This window comes from Pseudomonas sp. MWU16-30316 (assembly GCF_020515645.1).
GTDB classification, from domain to species: Bacteria; Pseudomonadota; Gammaproteobacteria; order Pseudomonadales; family Pseudomonadaceae; genus Aquipseudomonas; species Aquipseudomonas cerasi.
The window spans coordinates 117,073-138,653 of sequence record NZ_JAIZAZ010000011.1; the positions used below are offsets into that span (position 1 = coordinate 117,073).

Consider the following 21,581-nt stretch of genomic DNA (forward strand, 5'->3'; position numbering starts at 1 on the left):
CATCAGACAGTGATAGTCTCCGTTTTTGCTGGCTAGGGTGCGTCTTTTTGTCACGTATCCGGATAACCTGCCGATAAAACAGACATGGCCGCTCGGCACTGAGTCTGTGGCGGACCAGCGGACCATCTGCGAGCTTCACACATTGGGGTAATTATAATGAGCACAAGCACAGCCTTGGGCGGCGCAGCCGTTCAACCTGCGTTCTTGTCCAAAGAGCGCATTATCGCCAAGCCAGGTTTCAACCGTTGGCTTGTTCCACCTGCAGCACTGGCCATCCATCTTTGTATCGGTATGGCTTACGGCTTCTCGGTATTCTGGTTGCCGCTGTCGAAGGCTATCGGTGTTACGGCACCTGTCGCTTGCGCACCGGACATGGGTTTTTTCGCGCAGATGTTCGCGTCGACCTGTGACTGGCAGATCTCCATGCTGGGCTGGATCTACACACTGTTTTTCATCTTCCTGGGTTGCTCGGCTGCCATTTGGGGTGGCTGGCTGGAGCACGCAGGTCCACGCAAGGCGGGTGTGGTTTCGGCACTTTGCTGGTGTGGTGGCTTGCTGATTTCCGCACTGGGCATTTATACGCACCAGATCTGGCTGATGTGGCTGGGGTCGGGCGTGATCGGCGGTATCGGTCTGGGGTTGGGCTATATCTCCCCGGTGTCGACCCTGATCAAGTGGTTCCCGGACAAGCGCGGCATGGCGACCGGCATGGCGATCATGGGCTTTGGCGGCGGCGCGATGGTGGGTGCACCGCTGGCTACGGCTCTGATGGGTCACTTCGCTTCGGCTGAAAGCGTGGGCGTATGGCAGAGCTTCGTGGTGATGGCGGTGATTTACTTCATCTTCATGATCGGCGGTGCACTGGGCTACCGCGTTCCGCCAACCGGCTGGAAGCCTGAGGGCTGGACCGCTCCGGCTGCCAAGGCCAAGAACTCGATGATCACCAACCGTCACGTGCACGTCAGCGTGGCCTGGAAGACACCGCAGTTCCGTCTGGTCTGGCTGGTGCTGTGCCTGAACGTATCGGCCGGTATCGGCATCCTGGGCATGGCTTCGCCGCTGCTGCAGGAAGTCTTCGCTGGCAAACTGCTGGGCGTCGACCTGACCTTCAGCCAGCTCAATGCCGACCAGCTGAAAGCCATTGCTGCGATCGCAGCCGGCTTCACGGGTCTGTTGAGTCTGTTCAACATCGGCGGTCGTTTCTTCTGGGCTTCGTGCTCGGACTTCATCGGTCGCAAGGCAACCTACTTCGTATTCTTCGCACTGGGCTTCCTGCTTTATGCGTCGGTTCCGACCCTGAGCCATATGGGTAGCATCGCGCTGTTCGTGGCCGCTTTCTGCATCGTGCTGTCGATGTACGGTGGCGGTTTTGCCACAGTTCCAGCTTATCTGGCTGACCTGTTCGGTACGCAGATGGTCGGCGCGATCCACGGTCGTCTGCTGACTGCCTGGGCTGCGGCCGGTGTGCTCGGCCCGGTATTGGTCAACTACCTGCGTGAGTACCAACTCGCCCATGGTGTTGCACGTGCCGATGCCTATGACATCACCTTGTACATCCTCTCGGGTCTGCTGGTGCTGGGCTTTATCTGCAACCTGCTGATTCGTCCGGTTGCCGACAAGTACTTCATGACCGACGCCGAGCTGGCGGCTGAACAAGCCATCGGTCACGACAAGGGTGCCAACGCCACGACTTCGCTGGAGTGGAAAGCATCCGCAGGCAGCAAGCCGCTGGTCATCGCCGCCTGGCTGGCCGTAGGCATCCCGCTGGCGTGGGGCGTCTGGATTACCCTGCAAAAAACCGCAGTGCTGTTCCACTAAAAGCCTGCCGGTAACAGAAAAGCGCTTGCACCTCGGTGCAGGCGCTTTTTTTTGCCTGGGTTGTTGGTGCACTGCGCTTTTGATCATCGCGTCCGGATTTTATTCGTCGCGATAGTCATATTCAGTTGACCCTATGTACTCGATGCACTGCCCGTTCCGGTGCATACGCTGCTACATTAGTCAGCCCTGATTTTATTGCCTGAAGGAGTTGTTTGCATGCTAGCCCACGTGGAGTCATACGCCGGTGATCCGATCCTTTCGCTGATGGAGACCTTTGGCAAGGACTCGCGTGCGGACAAGGTCAATCTGAGCATCGGTCTGTATTACGACGCACAGGGCCGCATTCCGCAATTGGCCTGTGTAGCAACGGCGCAACAGCAACTGGCCGAAGGCGAGCAGGCAGCGTCCGTGTACCTGCCGATGGAAGGCCTGGCGGCGTATCGGCAGGCGGTGCAAACCCTGTTGTTCGGTGCCGATCACCCGCTGGTTCAGGCAGGCCGTGTGGCCACCATTCAAACCGTGGGCGGCTCGGGGGCACTCAAGATAGGTGCCGATTTCCTCAAGTATGCGTTTCCGGACTCGCAGGTGTGGGTCAGCGACCCGACCTGGGAAAACCATAACGCGCTGTTCGGCGGAGCGGGCTTCAAAGTCAACGCGTACCCGTACTTCGATGCCCAGACGGGTGGCGTGAGGTTCGAGGCCATGCTCGACACGGTGCAGGGGCTGCCGGCGCAGAGCATCCTCCTGCTGCACCCGTGCTGCCATAACCCGACCGGTGCCGATCTGACGGTGGCGCAATGGGACCGCCTGATCGAAGTGATCAAGGATCGTCAGCTCATTGCGTTCCTGGATATCGCCTATCAGGGTTTCGGCAAAGGCATGGACGAAGACGCCTATGCCATCCGGGCGATGGCCAACGCAGGTATCACAACGCTGGTCAGTAACTCGTTCTCGAAAATCTTCTCGCTGTATGGCGAGCGGGTAGGCGGGCTGTCGGTGGTCTGTGAAGACGCGGCCTCCGCTGCCAACGTATTCGGCCAGCTCAAGGCGACCGTGCGCCGCAACTACTCCAGCCCGCCTGCACATGGCGCGTTTCTGGTGTCGAAAGTGCTCAACACACCGCACTTGCGCGAGCAGTGGCTGGGCGAAGTCGAGGCCATGCGCCTGCGTATCATCGACATGCGCACGCGTCTGGTCGAGGTGCTGGCGCAGAAGGTCTCCGGCCACGATTTCAGCTTTATCCTCAGGCAGAACGGGATGTTCAGCTACACCGGTCTGACCCCGCAGCAAGTCGATGAACTGAAAGATGTTCACGGCATTTACATGCTGCGCAGTGGTCGGGTATGCATGGCCGGTTTGAATGAAGGGAATATCGACAAGGTATGTAACGCAATCGCGAGCCTCTTCGCCCGTTAAATACCCTGCTGGTCGTCTGTTTGCTTCATGGCGGGCGCTTCTGGGCCTATAATGCTCGCCTTTTTTTCGCCCAATGATTTTGCGGAGCTGGTGATGGCCGAACGTAAGGCGTACGTCGAGCGCAATACTCTGGAAACCCAGATCAAAGCCTCGATCAACCTGGATGGTACCGGAAAGGCCCGATTCGATATCGGCGTGCCTTTTCTTGAGCACATGCTCGACCAGATCGCCCGGCACGGGCTGATCGATCTGGACATCGAATGCAAGGGTGACCTGGCAATCGACGACCACCACACGGTGGAAGACGTCGGCATCACCGTGGGCCAGGCGTTCAGCCAGGCGATCGGCGACAAGAAGGGCATTCGTCGTTACGGCCACGCCTACGTGCCGCTCGACGAAGCGCTGTCGCGCGTGGTCATCGATTTCTCCGGGCGTCCGGGCCTGCAGATGCATGTGCCGTACACCCGCGCCACTGTAGGCGGCTTCGACGTGGACCTGTTTCAGGAGTTCTTCCAGGGCTTCGTTAACCACGCGAACGTGACGCTGCACATCGACAACCTGCGTGGCACCAACACTCACCACCAGATCGAGACCGTGTTCAAGGCTTTCGGTCGTGCGCTGCGCATGGCGGTCGAGCTGGATGAGCGTATGGCCGGACAGATGCCATCGACCAAGGGTGTGCTCTGATGCAGACAGTTGCGGTCATCGATTACGGCATGGGCAACCTGCACTCTGTCGCCAAGGCGCTGGAGCATGTGGGCGCAGGCCGTGTGCTGATTACCAGTGACGCCAAGGTGATTCGCGAAGCCGACCGCATCGTTTTTCCGGGTGTGGGCGCGATTCGCGACTGCATGGCCGAGATTCGCCGTCTGGGCTTTGATTCGCTGGTCAGGGAAGTCAGCCAGGACCGTCCGTTTCTGGGGATCTGCGTCGGTATGCAGGCGTTGCTCGACAGCAGCGAGGAGAACGGCGGTGTGGACTGCATCGGCATGTTTCCCGGCCAGGTAAAGTTTTTCGGCAAGGACCTGCACGAAGAGGGCGAGCACCTGAAAGTGCCGCACATGGGCTGGAACCAGGTCGCTCAGGCGGTGGATCACCCGCTGTGGCATGACATTCCTGATCAGGCGCGTTTCTACTTCGTGCACAGTTTCTATATCGATGCCGCCAATCAGCGTCAGGTGGTCGGACGTGGTCACTACGGCCTCGATTTCGCCGCTGCCCTGGCCGACGGTTCGCGTTTTGCGGTGCAATTCCACCCTGAAAAGAGCCACACCCACGGCCTGCAGTTGCTGCAGAACTTCGCCGCCTGGGATGGTCGCTGGTAAGCGCATGAGCAAAGCCAAGGCCAAGCCACCGATTCTGACCCTCTCGCCCGAGCATGAGCAACAGGCGATCGACAAGCTCAAGCGCCTGTTCGCAGAGCGCTTCGAGCTGGATCTGGGCTCGTTCGAAGTGGCTGAAGTCCTCGAGCTGTTCACGCGCGAGATTGCCCCGCACTACTACAATCGCGCCATTTTCGATGTTCAGCAGCAGCTCAAGGAGCGCTTCGAGAGCATCGAAAGTGACTTGTGGGCACTCGAAAAAAATTAGCTAGAAAGCAGCTGCACGCATCAAGCAGCAAGAATGGGTGAGTGCGCATCGTTGCAGCTTGCCGCTCTTTTTGACCAAGGAAAAAGCATGCTGATTATCCCCGCTATCGATCTCAAGGACGGCGCCTGCGTCCGTCTGCGTCAGGGCCGGATGGAAGATTCCACGGTGTTCTCCGATGACCCGGTGGCCATGGCCGCCAAGTGGGTCGAGGGTGGTTGCCGCCGTCTGCATCTGGTCGATCTGAACGGTGCGTTCGAAGGTCAGCCGGTCAATGGTGATGTGGTCACGGCCATCGCCCGACGCTACCCGAACCTGCCAATCCAGATCGGTGGTGGCATCCGTTCGCTGGAAACCATCGAGCATTACGTCAAGGCGGGCGTGAGCTACGTCATCATCGGCACCAAGGCCGTCAAAGAGCCCGAGTTCGTGGCCGAAGCCTGCCGTGCGTTCCCCGGCAAGGTGATTGTCGGTCTGGATGCCAAGGACGGTTTCGTCGCCACCGACGGCTGGGCTGAAGTCAGCTCGGTGCAGGTCATTGATCTGGCCAAGCGTTTCGAAGCCGATGGCGTGTCGGCCATTGTCTACACCGACATCGCCAAAGACGGCATGATGCAGGGCTGTAACATCCCGTTCACCGCGGCATTGGCGGCTGCCACGCGGATCCCGGTGATCGCCTCGGGTGGTATCCATAACCTGGGCGACATCCAGGCGCTGCTGAATGCGAAGGCTCCGGGCATCATCGGCGCGATCACCGGCCGTGCGATTTACGAAGGCACGCTGGATGTGGCCGAAGCTCAGGCGCTCTGCGACCGCGAACAACGCTGAACAGCTGGAGATTGACCCTGTGGCCCTAGCCAAACGCATCATCCCTTGCCTGGACGTCGACAACGGTCGAGTGGTCAAGGGCGTCAAGTTCGAGAACATCCGGGACGCAGGCGATCCGGTGGAAATCGCTCGTCGTTACGATGAGCAGGGTGCCGACGAAATCACCTTCCTCGACATCACCGCCAGCGTCGATGGCCGCGACACTACGCTGCATACCGTCGAGCGCATGGCCAGTCAGGTGTTCATCCCGCTGACCGTTGGTGGCGGCGTGCGCACCGTGCAGGACATCCGCAACCTGCTCAACGCCGGTGCCGACAAGGTCTCGATCAACACGGCCGCGGTGTTCAACCCCGAGTTCGTCGGTGAGGCCGCCGCGCGTTTCGGGTCGCAGTGCATCGTGGTCGCTATCGACGCCAAGAAGGTCTCCGGTCCGGGCGAAACCCCGCGCTGGGAAATCTTCACCCACGGCGGGCGTAAACCCACCGGGCTGGACGCGGTGCTCTGGGCGAAAAAGATGGAAGACCTGGGCGCTGGCGAGATCCTGCTGACCAGCATGGACCAGGACGGCATGAAAAACGGCTTCGACCTGGGCGTCACGCGCGCCATCAGCGATGCGCTGGGTATTCCGGTGATTGCTTCAGGTGGCGTCGGCAACCTCGAGCACTTGGCTGCCGGTGTCATCGAGGGCCACGCCAGCGCTGTGCTGGCGGCGAGTATCTTCCACTTTGGCGAATACACGGTCCCTGAAGCCAAGGCCTACATGGCCAGCCGCGGGATTGTCGTGCGCTGAGTCACGGCGCATGAAAGCGGGCGCCGCTTGTTTCAGGCCAAGGGTTTGAAACAGCCGGCGCTCGCTTTGTTTCAGCCCTGTGGCATTCGAATATTGCCTGTAAGCGACATCGCCGGACAGCGCGCTAGACAGTGCGCCGGGTTCACGGCACTCTGCATGCGTCGTTCACGATCGAGTGCCGGAACATGTTCAAACGCCTATTGCTTGCACTGATCGGGATCGGTGTCTTGTCGAGTGAAGGTGTCCGGGCCAGCGAGTCGACGCCTTATTCCATGGTGTTGCTGACCGAGAACTTCCCGCCGTTCAACATGGCGGTCGACGGCAAGAATTTCGCCCAGGAAAATAACATTGACGGTATCGCCGCCGAAGTGGTGCGCGAGATGTTCAAGCGCGCCAATATCGGCTACAGCATGACGCTGCGCTTTCCGTGGGACCGAGTCTACAAACTGGCCCTGGAAAAGCCCGGTTACGGCGTGTTTTCCACCACCCGCCTGCCCGAACGTGAAAACCTCTTCAAATGGGTCGGCCCGGTAGGTTCCTACGACTGGATCATGTTGGCGCGCGGCGACAGCCCGATCACCTTGACGTCGCTGGAGCAGGCCAGGGATTACCGCATCGGGGCCTACAAGGGCGATGCCATTGGCGAGCGCCTTAGAACCATGGGCTTGAACCCGATCCTGATGTTGCGTGACCGCGACAACGTGAAAAAACTCGCCAACGGCCAGATCGACCTGTGGGCGGTAGGCGATCCGGTTGGCCGCTATCTGGCGAAGCTGGAAGGCGTCACCGGCTTCAAGACAGCGCTGCGGTTCAACAGCGCCGAACTTTACCTGGCGGTCAACAAGAGCACGCCTGACGAGGTCGTCAGACGCCTGCAAAAGGCCCTCGATCAGATGCGCGCTGAAGGCTGGGTCGATGCCGCCAAGGCGCGCTATCAGTAACCGCTCAGCCCGCTGCGGGCGCGTCAGGCGGGCTGTCGACGCTTCGGCTATCGATCAGCGTCGCCGTGCAGTTTGACCCTGACCGGGTGTTGATACAGCCGACGCCGTTCCAGTGGTCGCGCGAGCCGTCGGCGTTGAGCAGGGCTATCGAAGGTGCGAGAGTCATCAGCCCTTCGCCTCCGTCATCATGGTCGGTTTCATCATCAATCCCTGATAAATGTGTCTTGGCCTCCGTCATTGAGGCACCTTCCTTTGAGTCGGAATTGACACGTTCATCAAGGCTGAGACGGTGGTGGACACGGAAAGCAGATTTGCCGGACCTGGCGTATGGAGAGTGCTGACGTGGAAGAGGTGCGATCAGCGATAAATCCCATTCTTGCCATGCGCCGCACTCGCCTGATTGCCGCGTTCGCCGATCATGCTGCGCAGGTCGATCCATTCGACGCCCTGAGCCTTGAGGTTGGGCAGTTCGCGCTCCAGTACATCCAGCGTGACAGGGTAGGGGTGGCCGATAACCACGGCCGAGCCATATTTGCGGGCGATTTTTATCGCGGTCTGCAATTGGCGGGTGATGGCTTCTGCGGTGCGTTCGTCGTCCAGGAATACGTCACGCGAGACGCTGGCCAGCCCGATACGCTGAGCTTCGGCGGCGGCCACGGTTTTCGCGCTGGTGCGGCTGTCTACGAAAAACAGGTGACGACGCTGTAGCTCGGCCATCAGCCAGGTCATGGCGACCGGCTCGGCGGTCATCCGGCTGCCCATGTGGTTGTTGATACCGGCTGCATACGGCACCTTCAGCAGGGCAGCATTGAGACGGCTTTCCAGCTCAGGCAGTGGCAGTTCGGGGTGCCAGGCGTAAGGGCCGGTCGCGGGGTCCATGGGCATGTGCAGCATGACCGTTTTGCCTGCGCGATGGGCCTGGCGGGCAAACTCGGTGGCGTGCGGGGTGTCGGGCATGATCGCCAGAGTAACCGGGCCGGGAAGCGCCAGTGTGCGGCTGTCGCGCTGCGGATTCTGGCCCAGGTCGTCGATGATCAGGCTCAGGTAGGCCTTGGGCGGTTTGCCGCTGCTCTCTGCCGGCGCTGCATGGGCAGCGCCAGTGATCGAGAGGGTCAGCAGCAACAGAGCGAGAAAGCGCATCCGTCAATTGCCGCGGGTGATACTCAGCCCCTTCAGCAGGCTGAGCGCCTGGCTGAGCTGGAAGTCGTCATCCTGCGGACGCGCCTTGGCGGCTGCGCCACCCTTGACGGTCGGTTTGTCCGCGCCGCCGTTGCCATTGCCGAGGTGACCCAGCAGATCGGCTTCCTTGTAGTTCTCGCCGTCTGCTTCGCTGGTGACCTTGGCCCGACGTACCACGATGTCCGGGTTGATGCCCTGGGCCTGGATCGAGCGGCCGTTCGGCGTGTAGTACAGCGCGGTGGTGATCTTCAGGGCGCGATCGTTGTTCAGCGGCAGAACGGTCTGCACCGAGCCTTTGCCGAAGGTGTCAGTGCCCATCAGGATGCCGCGTTTCTGGTCTTGCAGGGCGCCGGCAACGATTTCCGATGCCGAGGCGCTGCCGCCGTTGATCAGTACTACCAAAGGCACGCCTTCGCTGGCGTCTGCCGGGTCTGCCGAGAAGCGCAATTCGGAGTTGGCGATGCGGCCTTTGGTGTAGACGATCAGGCCCTTGGTGAGGAAGTGATCCGCCACCTGCACCGCCGATTGCAGCACGCCGCCCGGGTTGTTGCGCAGGTCGAGAATCAGGCCGCTCATCTTCTTGCCGTTGTCCTTGCGGAATTTGGCCAGTGCCTTGCCGACTTCGTCACCAGTCTTGACCTGGAACTGGGTGATGCGGATGTAGCCGTAGCCATTTTCCAGCATCTGCGCCTTGACGCTCTTGACCTGAATGGTCGCCCGCGCCAGGGTCACGTCAAACGGCGTACCGCCATCGCGGACCAGCGTCAGGGTGATCTTTTCACCGATCTTGCCGCGCATCTTGTCGACCGCTTCCTGCATGTTCTGGCCCTGGGTCGGCGTACCGTTGATCTTCACGATCAGGTCGCCTGCCTCGATGCCAGCCTTGGAAGCCGGTGTGTCGTCGATGGGCGAAACCACCTTGACGAAACCGTCCTCGACGCCGACTTCGATGCCCAGCCCACCGAACTCGCCGCTGGTGCTTTCCTGCAGCTCCTGGAAATCTTCCGGGCCAAGATAGGCGGAGTGCGGATCAAGATTGCTGAGCATGCCCTTGATGGCGTTCTCCAGCAGGGTCTTGTCGTCGACCGGCTCCACGTAGGCCGCCTTGACCCGGTCCATGACCTCGGCAAAGGTGCGCAACTCGTCGAGCGGCAGCGGTGGCTTTGCGGTGGTATTGGTTTTGGCGGGCGAGACTGCTGCAGGCGTGGCTGGCGCGGTCTTTTCGGCAGCTTGCGCCAGCGGCGCGCCGATAACGATGGCAATTGCCAGGGCCAGCGAGGTGAGGCGGGACAAATGCAGCATGTCTAACGAACTCCTACAGATATTGACGCCGACTTATCCTTGAGTGCGGCACCATTGGGCCGGATCGCTGGGGCGACCCTGCTGACGAATAGCAAAGTACAACGCTGCCGTGTCCTGACCGCCACTATTGCCGACCGTGGAAATCGCTTCACCGGCTTTTACAATGTCACCTGCCGACTTGAGCAGGCTCTGGTTGTGCCCGTAAAGGGTCAGATAACCGTTGCCATGGTCGAGAATGACCAGAAGCCCGGCACCGCGCAACCAGTCGGCGAACACCACTCGTCCGCCATGCACGGCACGTACCTGGCTTCCGGCTGCGGCGCTGATCATGACGCCGTCCCATTTGGTCCGTTCGTCATCACCGCGGGCTTCACCGAAACGCGCAAGCAGTCGACCATCGATAGGCCATGGAAGTTTTCCCCTGGCCTCTGCAAAAGGTCCGCCGTAGGAAACTCCGGCACTGGAAACGACTGCGCCGGGGGCTTTGACCGGGCGACGCGGTGCCGGTTCATCATCGCTTTTACTGCTGCTGTTGCTGCTGTTATTGCGGGCGACGGCTTCAGCTTCGCGCTGACGCTTTTCTTCCGCCTCGCGGGCTGCAACCAGCGCCTTCTGGCGAGCTTCTTCGGCTTCACGTGCCTGGCGAGCCAGGGTTTCTTCGATGGTCTTGAGGACCTTGGCCAGGTCGGCCTGATCCTGCTGACGTGCCTGCAGTTTCTGATCGCGGGCCTTGTAGTCCTGATTCAACTTGGCCAGCGCCTGTTGACGTTCCTGGCGAACCTTGGCCAGCTCTTCGCTCTGGCTGTCCAGGTTGCTTTTCTGCACCAGCAGTTGGGCCTGTTGCAGGTCGATGTCTTTTTCGACATTGGCCAGCTGGCGCAGGGTTTCATTGAAATTGCGTAGCTGCTCCAGGCGCGCCTGGCTCAGGTAATCGTAATACGTGAGGGTTCGGGCGAACTTCTCGGGGTGTTGCTGGTTGAGCAGCAGCTTGAGGTACTCCTGGCGGCCACTCTGGTAGGCGGCGCGGGCCTGGATGGCAATCAGGCGTTGCTGTTCAACACGTGCGCTGTTCAGTTTCTTTTTTTCACTGTCGAGCTTTTGCAGCTCGGTTTCCGTCTTTTTTAGTTCCTTTTGCAGGACCTCGACCTGCTTTTCCAACTTGCCCATTTCGGTTTCAGTGGTGCGCAGGTCCTTCTGGACGCCTGCACGTTCTTCCTGAAGCTTGCCCAGGACTTTTTGCAGCTCCGCCACATCCTGACGCGCAGCATCTATCTGTTTTTGGGTTTGCACACGCTCGTCTTCGGCAAACGCCGGATTGAGCAGGCAGATCAGAGCAAGGGCAATCAAGGCGCGAAGCATGTGGGTGGGCGATACCGAGGAATTGTGAGAAAAAATGTCAGGCCTAGTATGCCCGCCATGCGCTGCAAAAAAAACGCCTCGCAACCACTGCTTTGAGGCCTGAAACATAAAAAACCGGCCTTGCCTGATGGCTAAAGGCCGGTTTTGACCGGGTTACTCGTTCACAAGAATCGAGTGACCGGTCATTTCCTGCGGTTTCTCCATGCCCAGCAGATGCAGCATGGTCGGCGCGACATCGGCCAGAACGCCGCCTTGGCGAACTTTCAGCTGACGTTTGCCCACATAAACGAACGGTACCGGCTCGGAGGTGTGCGCGGTGTGCGCCTGGCCGGTGTGGTCGTCAGTCATTTGCTCGACGTTGCCGTGGTCAGCGGTGATAAGCGCTTCACCACCGACTTTTTCCAGCGCCTCGGTGATGCGCCCGACACACACGTCCAGGCATTCCACAGCCTTGATCGCGGCTTCCATGATCCCGCTGTGGCCAACCATGTCGCCGTTGGCGTAGTTGACGACGATCACGTCATAACGCTGATGTTCGATGGCATCGACAATTTTGTCGGTCACTTCCGGTGCGCTCATCTCAGGCTGCAGGTCGTAGGTGGCGACTTTCGGCGACGGGATCAGAATGCGCTCTTCACCCGGGAACGGTTCTTCACGGCCGCCGGAGAAGAAGAACGTGACGTGGGCGTATTTCTCGGTTTCGGCGATACGCAGTTGGGTCTTGCCGTTGGCCGCCAGGTACTCGCCCAGCACGTTTTTCAGGCTGCCTGCAGCAAAAGCGGACGGCGCAGGAATGCTGGCCGCGTATTGGGTCAGCATCACATAGTTGACCTTCGGCTGGCGGGCGCGCTCGAAGTCCTTGAAATCGTCTTCGACGAACACACGAGTCAGTTCACGGGCGCGGTCGGCGCGGAAGTTCATGAACACCACCGCATCGCCATCTTCCACGCGGGCGGCTCCGCCAATGCGCGTGGCTTTGACGAACTCGTCGTTCTCGTCGCGTGCGTAGGCGGCTTCGAGCCCGGCAACGGCGCTGTCTGCGTGGAATTCGGCGGCACTGTCGACGATCAGGTTATAGGCAGACGAAACCCGGTCCCAGCGGTTGTCACGGTCCATGGCGAAGTAGCGGCCGACGATCGTGGCGGTACGGCCCTTGCCCAGACGGGCGAAGGTTGAGTCCATTAGCTCGAGGGATTTCTTCGCGCTGCGCGGTGGCGTGTCGCGACCGTCGAGGAAGGCGTGCAGGTAGATTTTTTCTGCACCGCGTTTGACCGCCAGTTCAGCCATCGCAACCAGATGATCCTGGTGGCTGTGTACACCACCATCGGACAGCAGGCCCATGATGTGCACGGCCTTGCCGGCGCCGACGGCTTTATCCACGGCGGCGCAAATGGTCGGGTTTTCGAAGAACTCGCCATCGCGAATCGCTTTGGTCACCCGAGTGAAGTCCTGATACACCACACGCCCGGCCCCCAGGTTCATGTGCCCGACCTCGGAGTTGCCCATCTGCCCGTCCGGCAGACCGACATCCATGCCCGACCCGGAAATCAGGCCATTGGGCATGGTTTGGTAGAGACGATCCATGACCGGCATCTTCGCGGCCAGAATGGCATTGCCCTTGTGGCTTTCGCTGTGTCCGAAGCCATCCAGGATGATAAGAACCAGAGGTTTTGGCGTGGCAGTCATAGAACCCACTCGATGCTGATTGGATAAAGAGATGAACAAAGTACAAGGGAACGGCATTTTAAGGACAAGTTCAAACGGCGTCACTGCCGTACGGACTTTGGCCGACCTTGGCTGCTGTGTATACTGGCCGACATTTTAACGCCCTGGAACCTACTGATGGTTGCTCACCTGCTTGAATTCGCCACTAACCACTATTTGATCACCGGTGCCTTCGTCATTCTGCTGGGACTGCTGATTGCTTACGAAATGAGCAAGGGCGGCGCCAGCCTGAGCACTCGCGAGCTGACCGCACTGGTCAACAGCGATCAGGGCGTGGTCATCGACGTGCGCTCGAAAAAGGATTACACCGCAGGGCACATCGTCGGCTCCCTGAATTTCCCACAGGACAAGGTACTGACCCGTACCGCCGAACTGGAGAAATACAAGGACAAGACGTTGATCATAGTCGATGCAATGGGGCAGCATGCTGGCACCACCGCCCGCGAGCTGCTCAAGTCCGGCTTCAAGGCGGCCAAGCTGTCCGGCGGCATTTCCAGCTGGCGCGGCGATAACCTTCCTCTGGTGAAGTGAACATGGCTCAAGTCATCGTCTATTCCAGCGACTACTGCCCGTATTGCATACGTGCCAAACAGCTTCTGCAGAGCAAGAGCGTGGCCTTCGAGGAAATCCGCGTCGACGGCAAGCCGCAGCTGCGTGCCGAAATGACCAAGAAGGCCGGTCGTACTTCCGTACCGCAAATCTGGATCGGCTCGACCCACGTGGGCGGCTGCGATGACCTGTTTGCTCTGGAGCGTGCCGGCAAGCTCGATGCGCTGCTGGCCTGATATCCCTTAATCTTTCAGCCTAATCTGACAAGGATCCGAGATGACCGATCAACCGAACAACGACGCCGTTGCCAACGAAGAAAACGGCCCACAATTCTCCCTGCAGCGTATCTACGTTCGCGACCTGTCGTTCGAAGCGCCAAAAAGCCCGGCGATCTTCCGCCAGGAGTGGACGCCGACCGTCAGCCTGGACCTCAACACCCGTCAGAAGCAGCTGGAAGGTGATTTCTACGAAGTCGTGCTGACCCTGTCCGTGACCGTCAACAACGGCGACGAAGTTGCCTTCATCGTTGAAGTGCAACAGGCCGGTATCTTCCTGATCAAGGGCCTGGACGACGGCGCAATGAGCCACACCCTCGGCGCATTCTGCCCGAACATCCTGTTCCCTTACGCTCGCGAAGCCATCGACAACCTGGTCGTACGTGGCTCGTTCCCTGCGCTGATGCTGGCTCCGGTGAACTTCGACGCCCTGTACGCGCAAGAACTGCAACGCATGCAGGAAGCTGGCGAAACGCCGACTGTTCAGTAAGCGTTACCGCTGCAAACAAAAAGCGCCTTTCGGGGCGCTTTTTTTGTGTCTGTTCAAGAATGGCGGCTGGGCCAAATGGATGCTTTTTATCGCGAAGGAACCCGACGAAGTCGGGCCGGAAACAGGAGCGAAGGACTTTGCTCACTTTGGTCCCTCAAAGTGAGTCGCCGAGGGGCGAAAAGGTGACCTGAGTCGAGCCTGAATCTCACTGAATCGCAGAACCGCTGTGTGATGCGGAGCATCAGTCTGATTAAGCAAATGCCACACTTAGGCCTAAGCAAATCCGTGCTGACGCCATGCCTCATAGACGGCCACGGCCACCGTGTTGGACAGATTCAAGCTACGGCAGCCCTCACGCATGGGCAGTCGCAGGCGATGCTCGCTGCTCAGCGAGTCAAGAATATCGGCGGGCAGGCCACGGCTTTCCGGACCGAACAGAAAGGCATCGCCTGGCTCAAAGCTCGCATCATGAAAAGGCCGCGAGCCTTTGGTGGTGAAGGCAAACAACCTCGGGTTGCCGATCTTCTCCAGGCAGCTTGCCAGGTCAGCATGTGTCTGCAGCGTGGCATACTCGTGATAATCGAGCCCGGCACGGCGCAGGCGCTTGTCGTCCAGCTCGAAACCCAAGGGTTTGATCAAATGCAGGGTGCAGCCACTGTTGGCGCATAGCCTGATGACATTGCCGGTATTCGGCGGAATTTCTGGTTGAAAAAGGATGACGTGAAACATGCACGGCTCCGAACGAAAGGACGGGATGCATTCTACCCTTGAAGAGGACCCGAGACCGAAGCTATGGCCGCGTGTTCTTGGTTCCATGGCGATTGTCGGGTTTACCGTGGGCACGATTATCGGCCGTCTGCAGCAACCTGACCCGGTTGAACTGGAGCAGATCGAAGAATTGCCTGCCGGTCTGGCGCTCTGGTTCAACGAAGAACCGAAGTATCGCGGCGCGACGGTGGATGGTGCCGTGGTACTCAACGTCGATGCGTCAGGACAGCCGTGGACGGGCCAACTGAGGTTCGACAATAGGGTTGCGCGCTGGAAGGTGGAACGGGGAGAGAAGGGGTTGGTGCTGACGCTCCTGGCAGCCCGTCCACTTCATGGCGACTGGCGCACTGAGAAGGTGGACGGGCGCTGGAGACTGGAGGTCAGTCTCCGGGAGGAATAAAAGAGGGGAATCCCCGGCCTGCCTGTACCAAGGTCCCCAAAACTGGTGATGCAATACCTATTGCAGGGGGCGTGCCAGTTTTCAAATCGTTTCAGAAAAAACGCATCCGCGTGTGAGACGGGTCCTCTCTGTGTGATGCCATGCTTTATTTGTGCGGCGCATAACTCTTTGAATTATAAATATTTATACATGTTCTTCGAGTGCCGAAGGTGATTTGGCTATAGAACGGAGCCGTAGTGCAGCGTCGCTCATCCCTCGTAACGTAGTACATGTTCCAGCCTTTCGGTTTTCAGGAGTGCACTCAATTTGCGCACCACGAGGGTGCAAAAAACCATACTGATGCACTCATTCATTCGAACTCGATGATGGACCGTCCCAGTCTCATGCATAAATGAGCTGTTTGCGCATTGGCCAATCAGCTGGCTGTTACAGCGCCCGACACCAGAATTGCCTTTTTGTTCACGTGGGCTACAGTGAAGGACGGCTCGGAAGGCCGAAAAACGCTTGAAAATGGCCCAAAAAAGCAAAGTGAAAAAAAATTTTTGTGCTTGAACGAGGTGCGCCGTCAAAGTGATGACAACTGTCACATTAACTGACTAATCTCCCCGAAGTTCCCGTAATACAAGGCTTTCGTCAGTTTTGCATCTGTACTCTACTGGCGGAGATCGAGACCGGTGAAGGTGCATTTTTCCGGTCGGGCGCACGAAAATGATAGATCTGACGAACGGTACCAAAATAAGTTTTGGGAAATGGGTAGTTAGGTCGATACACTCCGTGACGTCTTTGCTGACACGAGTTGTGACATATGACTGGATGTTCTCAAGATTCCAGCGATGGTTTCTTCAGCGCATAAGGGTATTGCACCAACGTGTTGTCATCGACAAAAGCGGTCTAGTCAAAAGTCAGGGCGAACAGAATCCATTGATCTCGGATCGGGACTGTCGCCTATCGCTAATCTGTGGGTCAGGGCCAAGCCCGGCACCATGGATATAAAAAATTAGATTCACGAGGAGCGTAGTAATGAAGAAGTCCACCCTGGCTTTGGCCGTCACCGTTGGTGTATTGGCTCAGCAGGCCAGCGCAGCTGGTTTCCTGGAAGACAGTAAAGCGTCCGTCAGTTCTCGTACCCTGTATTTTGACAACGATTTCCGCGAAGGCACTACCCACAACAACCGTGAGACGGCCACTGGCCTGAAATTCGACTACCTGTCGGGCTTCACTCAAGGTACTGTCGGTTTTGGTCTGGACGTCCAGGGCTTGGTCGGTGTTCACCTTGATGGCGGCCGTGGCAACCACGCTCCTGCAGCGAACGGCGGCATTCTGCCTACCGACAGCGACGGTTCTGCTGTCAGCGAATGGAGCCGTCTGGGCGCCAACGGCAAGGTACGCTTCTCGAAAACCGAGCTGAAAGTCGGTAACGCATTGGCACCTAACCTGCCAATTCTGGTCAGCAACGATGGTCGTCTTCTGCCTCAGGCTTTCCAGGGCGGCATCCTGACTTCCAAGGATCTGGACAACGTCACCTTCACTGCCGGTCAGCTGAACAAATCCATCGGCCGTGCTTCGAGCAACTGGACTGACCTGTCCATTGCCGGCGCTTCCGAGACTGCCGATCAGTTCCGCTTCGCCGGTGCTGACTGGAAAGTCACCAAAGACCTGACCCTGCAGTACTACTACGCGAATCTGGAAGACTTCTACAAGCAGCACTTCCTCGGCTTGGTACACGTTTACCAAATCGACGCCAACCAGTCCTTCAAGACTGACCTGCGTTATTTCAACAGCAGCTCTGACGGCAAAAACAGCGACGCAGCAACCGGCTACCGTTTCAACAACAACAACGGTTATGCCAAGAACGCTGGCGAAGTGGATAACTCCACCTGGTCCGCCATGTTTACCTACGCCCTGGGCGGCCATGCGTTCATGGTTGGCCATCAGCAGATTGGCGATGACGGCGGCATGGTTTTCCTGAACCAAGGCAACGTCACCAAGAACGGCACCAGCACTTCGAGTCTTGAAGGCAACGGCGGTTCGAGCTTCTACCTGTTCACTGACTCGATGATCAACGGCTTCAACCGCGCGGGTGAAAACACCACGTTCGGTCAGTACTCGTATGACTTCGCCAAGGTGGGTGTTCCAGGCCTGAAAGCAGCCATCGCTTACCTGCACGCAGACGACATTCGTGATCGCACTACCGGTAAAGAAGAATATTCCGAGTGGGAAACCGACATGCGCGTTGACTACGTGATCCAGAGCGGTCCGATGAAAGGTTTTGGCACCACCCTGCGTCACGGTACTTACCGTGCGGATGGCGACCTGAACAACTCGACCAACACCGATCAAACCCGTCTGATCTTCAACTACACCTACAACTTCATGTAAGTGTATTGATGCTCAAAGAGACCCCGCCCCGTGCGGGGTTTCTTTTGCCTGTTTTTGATATTCCTGACAGGTCTATAAGGCGCATTATTTATTCTTTTTAACTTTCCTCGACAGGGCGCACAGTAGTGCTATACCAAGGCCTACCTGATAAAGACAAGGAGCAACACCATGACACTGCGACTTGGCGAAATCGCCCCTGACTTCGAGCAGGAATCCAGCGAGGGTCGTATCCGATTTCATGAATGGCTCGGCAACAGCTGGGGTGTGTTGTTTTCTCATCCGGCTGACTTCACGCCGGTGTGCACCACAGAACTGGGTTTCACCGCCAAATTGAAAGACGAGTTCGCCAAGCGCAGCGTAAAAGCCATTGCGCTGTCGGTGGACCCGGTCGATTCGCACATCAAGTGGATCGACGATATCAACACCACGCAAAACACCCTGGTCAACTTCCCGATTCTGGCCGATGCCGACCGCAAGGTCTCCGACCTGTACGACCTGATTCATCCCAATGCCAACGACACACTGACTGTGCGCTCGCTGTTCGTGATCGATCCGAACAAGAAGGTGCGTCTGACGATCACCTATCCGGCCAGCACCGGGCGTAACTTCCACGAGATTCTGCGCGTTATCGACTCTCTGCAATTGACCGACAACTACAAGGTCGCCACGCCCGCCAACTGGGTGGACGGTGATGACGTAGTGATCGTGCCGTCGATCAAGGATGAAGCCGAGATCAAGCAACGCTTTCCCAAGGGCTATAAGGCAGTCACGCCCTATCTACGCCTGACACCACAGCCAAACCGCTGATTTTCGATCTACCAAGCGTGGGGTTATTCGGGCCGATTTATCGGCCCTTTTTTATTGTTCCCTGCCGCTTGCTGCGTCGCTTGATCAACCGCGGACGCAGAGCATGGGCACGATAGCTGAGATTATCGTTCCTCACGCTCCAGCCTGGGAATGCAGGTCGTGACGCTCTGCGTCACAGGTCCGTAACGCGCAGGCAACGGCACTTCCCTTATATTCGCTTATGGAATAACTAAATGAATAAATAAGATTTATAGATATAAAAAAGGGCTGTTAATGTCGTGCCTATTCCCACCTTGCTCGTCCCTCACCGTTCGAGCAGGGGATCACCCCAAATAGGTAAAGGAGCGCATATGCGCACTGTCATTTTGCGTCGAAGCCTTGTCGCGCTGTTTGCTGCTGCGGTCGCTCTTGGTGCGGTCACTCAGGCCCAGGCGGAAGATCTGCGCATCGGTTACCAGAAGTACGGCACGCTGGTGCTGCTCAAGGCCAAGGGCTCGCTGGAAAAGCGTCTGGCCGAGCAGGGCGTTAAAGTCCAGTGGACCGAGTTCCCCGGTGGCCCTCAACTGCTTGAAGGCCTGAATGTCGGTTCCATCGACTTCGGCGTCACCGGCGAAACGCCGCCAGTCTTCGCTCAGGCCGCAGGCGCGGATCTGCTGTATGTAGCCTATGAGCCGCCAGCACCGACCAGTGAAGCCATCCTGGTCCCAAAAGACTCCCCGATCACCTCGGTCAAAGACCTGAAGGGCAAGAAAGTCGTCCTCAATAAAGGCTCGAACGTCCATTACCTGCTGGTCAAGGCACTGGAAGATGCCGGCCTGAAATACACCGATATCCAGACCGTCTTCCTGCCTCCGGCCGATGCGCGTGCCGCTTTCGAGCGCGGCAGCGTGGATGCCTGGGTCATCTGGGACCCTTACCAGGCCGCAGCTGAAAAGCAATTGCAGGCGCGGACCTTGAAAGACGGCACCGGCATTGTCGACAACCATCAGTTCTATCTCGCCACCAAGCCATACGCGCAGAAAAACCCCAAGGTCATTCAGGCCCTGATCGAGGAGGTCCGTGCGGTGGGCGAATGGTCCAAGGCCAATCCCGATGAAGTGACCCAACAGGTCGCACCGTTGCTGGGGCTGCCGGCCGACATCACCCTGACTTCAGTGAAGCGTCAGGGCTACGGCGCGCAGTTCCTGACCCCGCCGGTGGTGGCGGCACAGCAGAAAATCGCTGACACCTTCTACCAGCTCAAGCTGATTCCGAAGCCGCTCAGCATTGCTGATGTGGTCTGGACACCCCCTGCTGCTGTTGCTCAAGCACAGTGATCGTCAGGCCCTTCGAGGAGACAACTCCATGAGCCTCAGTGCTTCGCAACGCATCGTTCATCGACTGGCGCCTTGGGCACTTCCAGTGCTGTTGTTGGCAGCCTGGCAGCTGTCGGTCAGCGCCGGCTGGTTATCCACACGCATTCTGCCCGCACCCAGCGCGGTCATCGAAGCGGGGATAAACCTGGTCGCCAGCGGCGAAATCTGGACGCACCTGGCGATCAGCGGCTGGCGCGCCGGGATCGGATTCGCCATTGGCGGCGGCATCGGTCTGGCGCTGGGCTTCATCACCGGCCTGAGCAAATGGGGCGAGCGTCTGCTGGACAGCTCGGTGCAGATGATCCGTAACGTGCCGCACCTGGCGCTGATTCCGCTGGTCATTCTGTGGTTCGGCATTGATGAGACCGCCAAGATATTCCTTGTCGCGCTGGGCACCCTGTTCCCGATTTATCTGAACACCTACCACGGCATCCGCAACATCGATCCGGCACTGGTAGAAATGTCCCGCAGCTATGGCCTGTCAGGTTTCAGCCTGTTCCGTCATGTGATCCTGCCGGGCGCCATGCCTTCGATTCTGGTCGGCGTGCGCTTTGCGCTGGGCTTCATGTGGCTGACGCTGATCGTCGCGGAAACCATTTCTGCCAGCTCCGGCATCGGCTACCTGGCGATGAATGCGCGGGAGTTTCTGCAAACCGACGTCGTGGTGCTGGCCATCGTGTTGTATGCCGTACTCGGCAAGCTGGCCGATCTGGCGGCGCGAGGCCTGGAACGTGTCTGCCTGCGCTGGCACCCGGCCTATCAAGTGAGCAAAGGCGGTGCCGCATGACCAGTCTGAAACAGCAACCTCCACACTTGCTGCGTGGCATCCCGCTGGCAGTACGCAAGCTGAAAAAAGCGTTCGGTGCCCGTGAGGTGCTCAAGGACATCGACCTGCACATCCCTGCCGGTCAGTTCGTCGCCATCGTCGGCCGCAGCGGTTGTGGCAAAAGCACACTGTTGCGTCTGCTCGCCGGCCTCGACAAACCAACGCAAGGCCAGCTGCTTGCCGGCTCTGCACCATTGGACGATGCCCGCGAAGACACGCGATTGATGTTTCAGGAAGCGCGCTTGCTGCCCTGGAAAAAGATCATCGACAACGTCGGCCTCGGGTTGAGCGGCGACTGGCGGGCGCAGGCCCTCGAAGCGCTTGAGGCCGTCGGCCTCGCCGAGCGCGCCAATGAGTGGCCTGCCGCATTGTCCGGCGGCCAAAAGCAGCGCGTTGCCTTGGCTCGTGCACTGATTCATAAGCCGCGTCTGCTGTTGCTCGACGAGCCGTTGGGCGCGCTGGATGCCCTGACCCGGATCGAAATGCAGCAACTGATCGAAAAGCTGTGGGGCCAGTATGGTTTCACGGTGCTGCTGGTAACCCACGACGTCAGCGAGGCCGTGGCCATTGCCGACCGGGTGATCCTGATCGAAGAGGGGCAGATCGGTCTCGATCTGCTGGTCGACCTGCCACGTCCGCGTGTTCGTGGTTCGCACCGCCTTGCGGCGCTGGAGGCTGAAGTGCTCAACCGTGTGCTGGCCCTGCCGGGTTCGCCACCTGACCCGGAACCGTTTTCGCCACTGCCTACGCAATTGCGCTGGGCAAATTAACCCTGATACCCAAAGGA

General features: G+C 58.8%; 22 protein-coding genes and 1 pseudogene. 17 read left to right on the forward strand and 6 right to left on the reverse strand.

Annotation, left to right across the window (positions count from 1 at the left end):
* The first annotated feature begins 156 nt into the window (after nt 1–156).
* From LCH65_RS25245 to LCH65_RS25280, 8 genes are all read left to right on the forward strand, one after another.
* Nucleotides 157–1,818 carry an OFA family MFS transporter gene (locus LCH65_RS25245; RefSeq protein ID WP_032609691.1) on the forward strand — a complete coding sequence of 554 codons (1,662 nt, stop codon included), beginning with the start codon at nt 157–159 and terminating at the stop codon, nt 1,816–1,818.
* Between the two features lie 216 nt (nt 1,819–2,034).
* Entirely contained in the window at nt 2,035–3,234 is a 1,200-nt protein-coding gene (locus LCH65_RS25250) for an amino acid aminotransferase (protein ID WP_003434710.1), read from the forward strand.
* A 93-nt stretch (nt 3,235–3,327) separates the two neighbouring features.
* Nucleotides 3,328–3,921 (forward strand): imidazoleglycerol-phosphate dehydratase HisB, encoded by a 594-nt coding sequence (hisB, locus tag LCH65_RS25255; protein ID WP_002551454.1) that lies wholly within the window; start codon nt 3,328–3,330, stop codon nt 3,919–3,921.
* Nucleotides 3,921–4,559 carry an imidazole glycerol phosphate synthase subunit HisH gene (hisH, locus tag LCH65_RS25260; RefSeq protein ID WP_003434704.1) on the forward strand — a complete coding sequence of 213 codons (639 nt, stop codon included), beginning with the start codon at nt 3,921–3,923 and terminating at the stop codon, nt 4,557–4,559. The genes hisB and hisH overlap by 1 nt, the downstream gene beginning before the upstream one ends.
* Nucleotides 4,560–4,563: 4 nt before the next feature.
* Nucleotides 4,564–4,824 carry a DUF2164 domain-containing protein gene (locus LCH65_RS25265; protein WP_226439920.1) on the forward strand — a complete coding sequence of 87 codons (261 nt, stop codon included), beginning with the start codon at nt 4,564–4,566 and terminating at the stop codon, nt 4,822–4,824.
* A gap of 87 nt (nt 4,825–4,911) precedes the next feature.
* The gene (hisA, locus tag LCH65_RS25270) at nt 4,912–5,649 is read left to right on the forward strand and encodes a 1-(5-phosphoribosyl)-5-[(5-phosphoribosylamino)methylideneamino]imidazole-4-carboxamide isomerase (RefSeq protein ID WP_003372206.1); all 738 of its coding nucleotides are present in this window, start codon (nt 4,912–4,914) and stop codon (nt 5,647–5,649) included.
* Between the two features lie 19 nt (nt 5,650–5,668).
* Nucleotides 5,669–6,439 carry an imidazole glycerol phosphate synthase subunit HisF gene (gene hisF, locus LCH65_RS25275; protein WP_002551458.1) on the forward strand — a complete coding sequence of 257 codons (771 nt, stop codon included), beginning with the start codon at nt 5,669–5,671 and terminating at the stop codon, nt 6,437–6,439.
* A gap of 185 nt (nt 6,440–6,624) precedes the next feature.
* A complete protein-coding gene (locus LCH65_RS25280) occupies nt 6,625–7,380 on the forward strand; it encodes an ABC transporter substrate-binding protein (protein ID WP_044310206.1) in 756 nt (251 codons plus the stop codon).
* Nucleotides 7,381–7,393: 13 nt separating this feature from the next.
* Here LCH65_RS25280 and LCH65_RS25285 read toward each other — a convergent pair.
* The 5 genes and pseudogenes from LCH65_RS25285 to gpmI form a co-directional block, all read right to left on the reverse strand.
* A pseudogene (locus LCH65_RS25285) lies at nt 7,394–7,618 on the reverse strand (hypothetical protein); the annotation flags it as partial.
* A gap of 119 nt (nt 7,619–7,737) precedes the next feature.
* Complete coding sequence (locus LCH65_RS25290) at nt 7,738–8,520, reverse strand: divergent polysaccharide deacetylase family protein (RefSeq protein ID WP_003434694.1); 783 nt, start codon at nt 8,518–8,520, stop codon at nt 7,738–7,740.
* 3 nt (nt 8,521–8,523) lie between these two features.
* Nucleotides 8,524–9,861: a S41 family peptidase gene (locus LCH65_RS25295; RefSeq protein ID WP_003372196.1), complete on the reverse strand. Its 1,338-nt coding sequence runs from the start codon at nt 9,859–9,861 to the stop codon at nt 8,524–8,526.
* Between the two features lie 33 nt (nt 9,862–9,894).
* On the reverse strand, nt 9,895–11,220 hold the full coding sequence (locus LCH65_RS25300; RefSeq protein WP_044310203.1) for a murein hydrolase activator EnvC: 1,326 nt from the start codon (nt 11,218–11,220) through the stop codon (nt 9,895–9,897).
* 153 nt (nt 11,221–11,373) lie between these two features.
* Complete coding sequence (gene gpmI, locus LCH65_RS25305) at nt 11,374–12,906, reverse strand: 2,3-bisphosphoglycerate-independent phosphoglycerate mutase (protein ID WP_226439921.1); 1,533 nt, start codon at nt 12,904–12,906, stop codon at nt 11,374–11,376.
* Between the two features lie 156 nt (nt 12,907–13,062).
* Between gpmI and LCH65_RS25310 the strand changes: the two genes are divergently transcribed.
* Genes LCH65_RS25310 through secB form a run of 3 tightly spaced genes read left to right on the forward strand, consistent with a single transcriptional unit; the run spans nt 13,063 to nt 14,259 of the window.
* Nucleotides 13,063–13,476 carry a rhodanese-like domain-containing protein gene (locus LCH65_RS25310; protein ID WP_003318290.1) on the forward strand — a complete coding sequence of 138 codons (414 nt, stop codon included), beginning with the start codon at nt 13,063–13,065 and terminating at the stop codon, nt 13,474–13,476.
* 2 nt (nt 13,477–13,478) lie between these two features.
* A complete protein-coding gene (gene grxC, locus LCH65_RS25315) occupies nt 13,479–13,730 on the forward strand; it encodes a glutaredoxin 3 (protein WP_002551467.1) in 252 nt (83 codons plus the stop codon).
* A 40-nt stretch (nt 13,731–13,770) separates the two neighbouring features.
* Nucleotides 13,771–14,259 (forward strand): protein-export chaperone SecB, encoded by a 489-nt coding sequence (gene secB, locus LCH65_RS25320; protein WP_003372189.1) that lies wholly within the window; start codon nt 13,771–13,773, stop codon nt 14,257–14,259.
* Between the two features lie 273 nt (nt 14,260–14,532).
* Here the strand turns inward: secB and trmL are convergent, their stop codons facing one another.
* Nucleotides 14,533–14,988, reverse strand: coding sequence for a tRNA (uridine(34)/cytosine(34)/5-carboxymethylaminomethyluridine(34)-2'-O)-methyltransferase TrmL (trmL, locus tag LCH65_RS25325; protein WP_226439922.1), 456 nt, complete (start codon nt 14,986–14,988; stop codon nt 14,533–14,535).
* Between trmL and LCH65_RS25330 the strand changes: the two genes are divergently transcribed.
* The 6 genes from LCH65_RS25330 (at nt 14,987) to ssuB (ending at nt 21,564) form a co-directional block, all read left to right on the forward strand.
* Complete coding sequence (locus LCH65_RS25330) at nt 14,987–15,427, forward strand: hypothetical protein (protein WP_003372188.1); 441 nt, start codon at nt 14,987–14,989, stop codon at nt 15,425–15,427. The two genes, trmL and LCH65_RS25330, sit on opposite strands and share 2 nt — an antisense overlap.
* Before the next feature lie 1,020 nt (nt 15,428–16,447).
* Nucleotides 16,448–17,806, forward strand: coding sequence for an OprD family porin (locus LCH65_RS25335; protein WP_044310201.1), 1,359 nt, complete (start codon nt 16,448–16,450; stop codon nt 17,804–17,806).
* 168 nt (nt 17,807–17,974) lie between these two features.
* Nucleotides 17,975–18,613 carry a peroxiredoxin gene (locus LCH65_RS25340; protein WP_226439923.1) on the forward strand — a complete coding sequence of 213 codons (639 nt, stop codon included), beginning with the start codon at nt 17,975–17,977 and terminating at the stop codon, nt 18,611–18,613.
* A 350-nt stretch (nt 18,614–18,963) separates the two neighbouring features.
* Entirely contained in the window at nt 18,964–19,929 is a 966-nt protein-coding gene (locus tag LCH65_RS25345; RefSeq protein ID WP_003372182.1) for a sulfonate ABC transporter substrate-binding protein, read from the forward strand.
* A gap of 28 nt (nt 19,930–19,957) precedes the next feature.
* Nucleotides 19,958–20,755, forward strand: a complete 798-nt coding sequence (gene ssuC / locus LCH65_RS25350; protein WP_003372180.1) for an aliphatic sulfonate ABC transporter permease SsuC — start codon at nt 19,958–19,960, stop codon at nt 20,753–20,755.
* Nucleotides 20,752–21,564, forward strand: coding sequence for an aliphatic sulfonates ABC transporter ATP-binding protein (gene ssuB, locus LCH65_RS25355; protein ID WP_003427335.1), 813 nt, complete (start codon nt 20,752–20,754; stop codon nt 21,562–21,564). Before ssuC ends, ssuB begins: the two co-directional genes overlap by 4 nt.
* Nucleotides 21,565–21,581 lie beyond the last annotated feature (17 nt).

Excerpts from the sequence above, each read along its gene's own strand:
- hisB (WP_002551454.1), top strand. The coding sequence starts at position 3,328 with ATGGCCGAACGTAAGGCGTACGTCGAGCGCAATACTCTGGAAACCCAG.
- trmL (WP_226439922.1), bottom strand. The coding sequence starts at position 14,988 with ATGTTTCACGTCATCCTTTTTCAACCAGAAATTCCGCCGAATACCGGC.
- secB (WP_003372189.1), top strand. The coding sequence starts at position 13,771 with ATGACCGATCAACCGAACAACGACGCCGTTGCCAACGAAGAAAACGGC.
- LCH65_RS25345 (WP_003372182.1), top strand. The coding sequence starts at position 18,964 with ATGCGCACTGTCATTTTGCGTCGAAGCCTTGTCGCGCTGTTTGCTGCT.
- LCH65_RS25295 (WP_003372196.1), bottom strand. The coding sequence starts at position 9,861 with ATGCTGCATTTGTCCCGCCTCACCTCGCTGGCCCTGGCAATTGCCATC.
- LCH65_RS25300 (WP_044310203.1), bottom strand. The coding sequence starts at position 11,220 with ATGCTTCGCGCCTTGATTGCCCTTGCTCTGATCTGCCTGCTCAATCCG.
- LCH65_RS25340 (WP_226439923.1), top strand. The coding sequence starts at position 17,975 with ATGACACTGCGACTTGGCGAAATCGCCCCTGACTTCGAGCAGGAATCC.
- ssuC (WP_003372180.1), top strand. The coding sequence starts at position 19,958 with ATGAGCCTCAGTGCTTCGCAACGCATCGTTCATCGACTGGCGCCTTGG.
- LCH65_RS25265 (WP_226439920.1), top strand. The coding sequence starts at position 4,564 with ATGAGCAAAGCCAAGGCCAAGCCACCGATTCTGACCCTCTCGCCCGAG.
- gpmI (WP_226439921.1), bottom strand. The coding sequence starts at position 12,906 with ATGACTGCCACGCCAAAACCTCTGGTTCTTATCATCCTGGATGGCTTC.
- LCH65_RS25245 (WP_032609691.1), top strand. The coding sequence starts at position 157 with ATGAGCACAAGCACAGCCTTGGGCGGCGCAGCCGTTCAACCTGCGTTC.
- LCH65_RS25335 (WP_044310201.1), top strand. The coding sequence starts at position 16,448 with ATGAAGAAGTCCACCCTGGCTTTGGCCGTCACCGTTGGTGTATTGGCT.
- LCH65_RS25330 (WP_003372188.1), top strand. The coding sequence starts at position 14,987 with ATGCACGGCTCCGAACGAAAGGACGGGATGCATTCTACCCTTGAAGAG.
- LCH65_RS25250 (WP_003434710.1), top strand. The coding sequence starts at position 2,035 with ATGCTAGCCCACGTGGAGTCATACGCCGGTGATCCGATCCTTTCGCTG.
- LCH65_RS25280 (WP_044310206.1), top strand. The coding sequence starts at position 6,625 with ATGTTCAAACGCCTATTGCTTGCACTGATCGGGATCGGTGTCTTGTCG.
- LCH65_RS25310 (WP_003318290.1), top strand. The coding sequence starts at position 13,063 with ATGGTTGCTCACCTGCTTGAATTCGCCACTAACCACTATTTGATCACC.
- grxC (WP_002551467.1), top strand. The coding sequence starts at position 13,479 with ATGGCTCAAGTCATCGTCTATTCCAGCGACTACTGCCCGTATTGCATA.
- LCH65_RS25290 (WP_003434694.1), bottom strand. The coding sequence starts at position 8,520 with ATGCGCTTTCTCGCTCTGTTGCTGCTGACCCTCTCGATCACTGGCGCT.
- hisH (WP_003434704.1), top strand. The coding sequence starts at position 3,921 with ATGCAGACAGTTGCGGTCATCGATTACGGCATGGGCAACCTGCACTCT.
- hisA (WP_003372206.1), top strand. The coding sequence starts at position 4,912 with ATGCTGATTATCCCCGCTATCGATCTCAAGGACGGCGCCTGCGTCCGT.
- ssuB (WP_003427335.1), top strand. The coding sequence starts at position 20,752 with ATGACCAGTCTGAAACAGCAACCTCCACACTTGCTGCGTGGCATCCCG.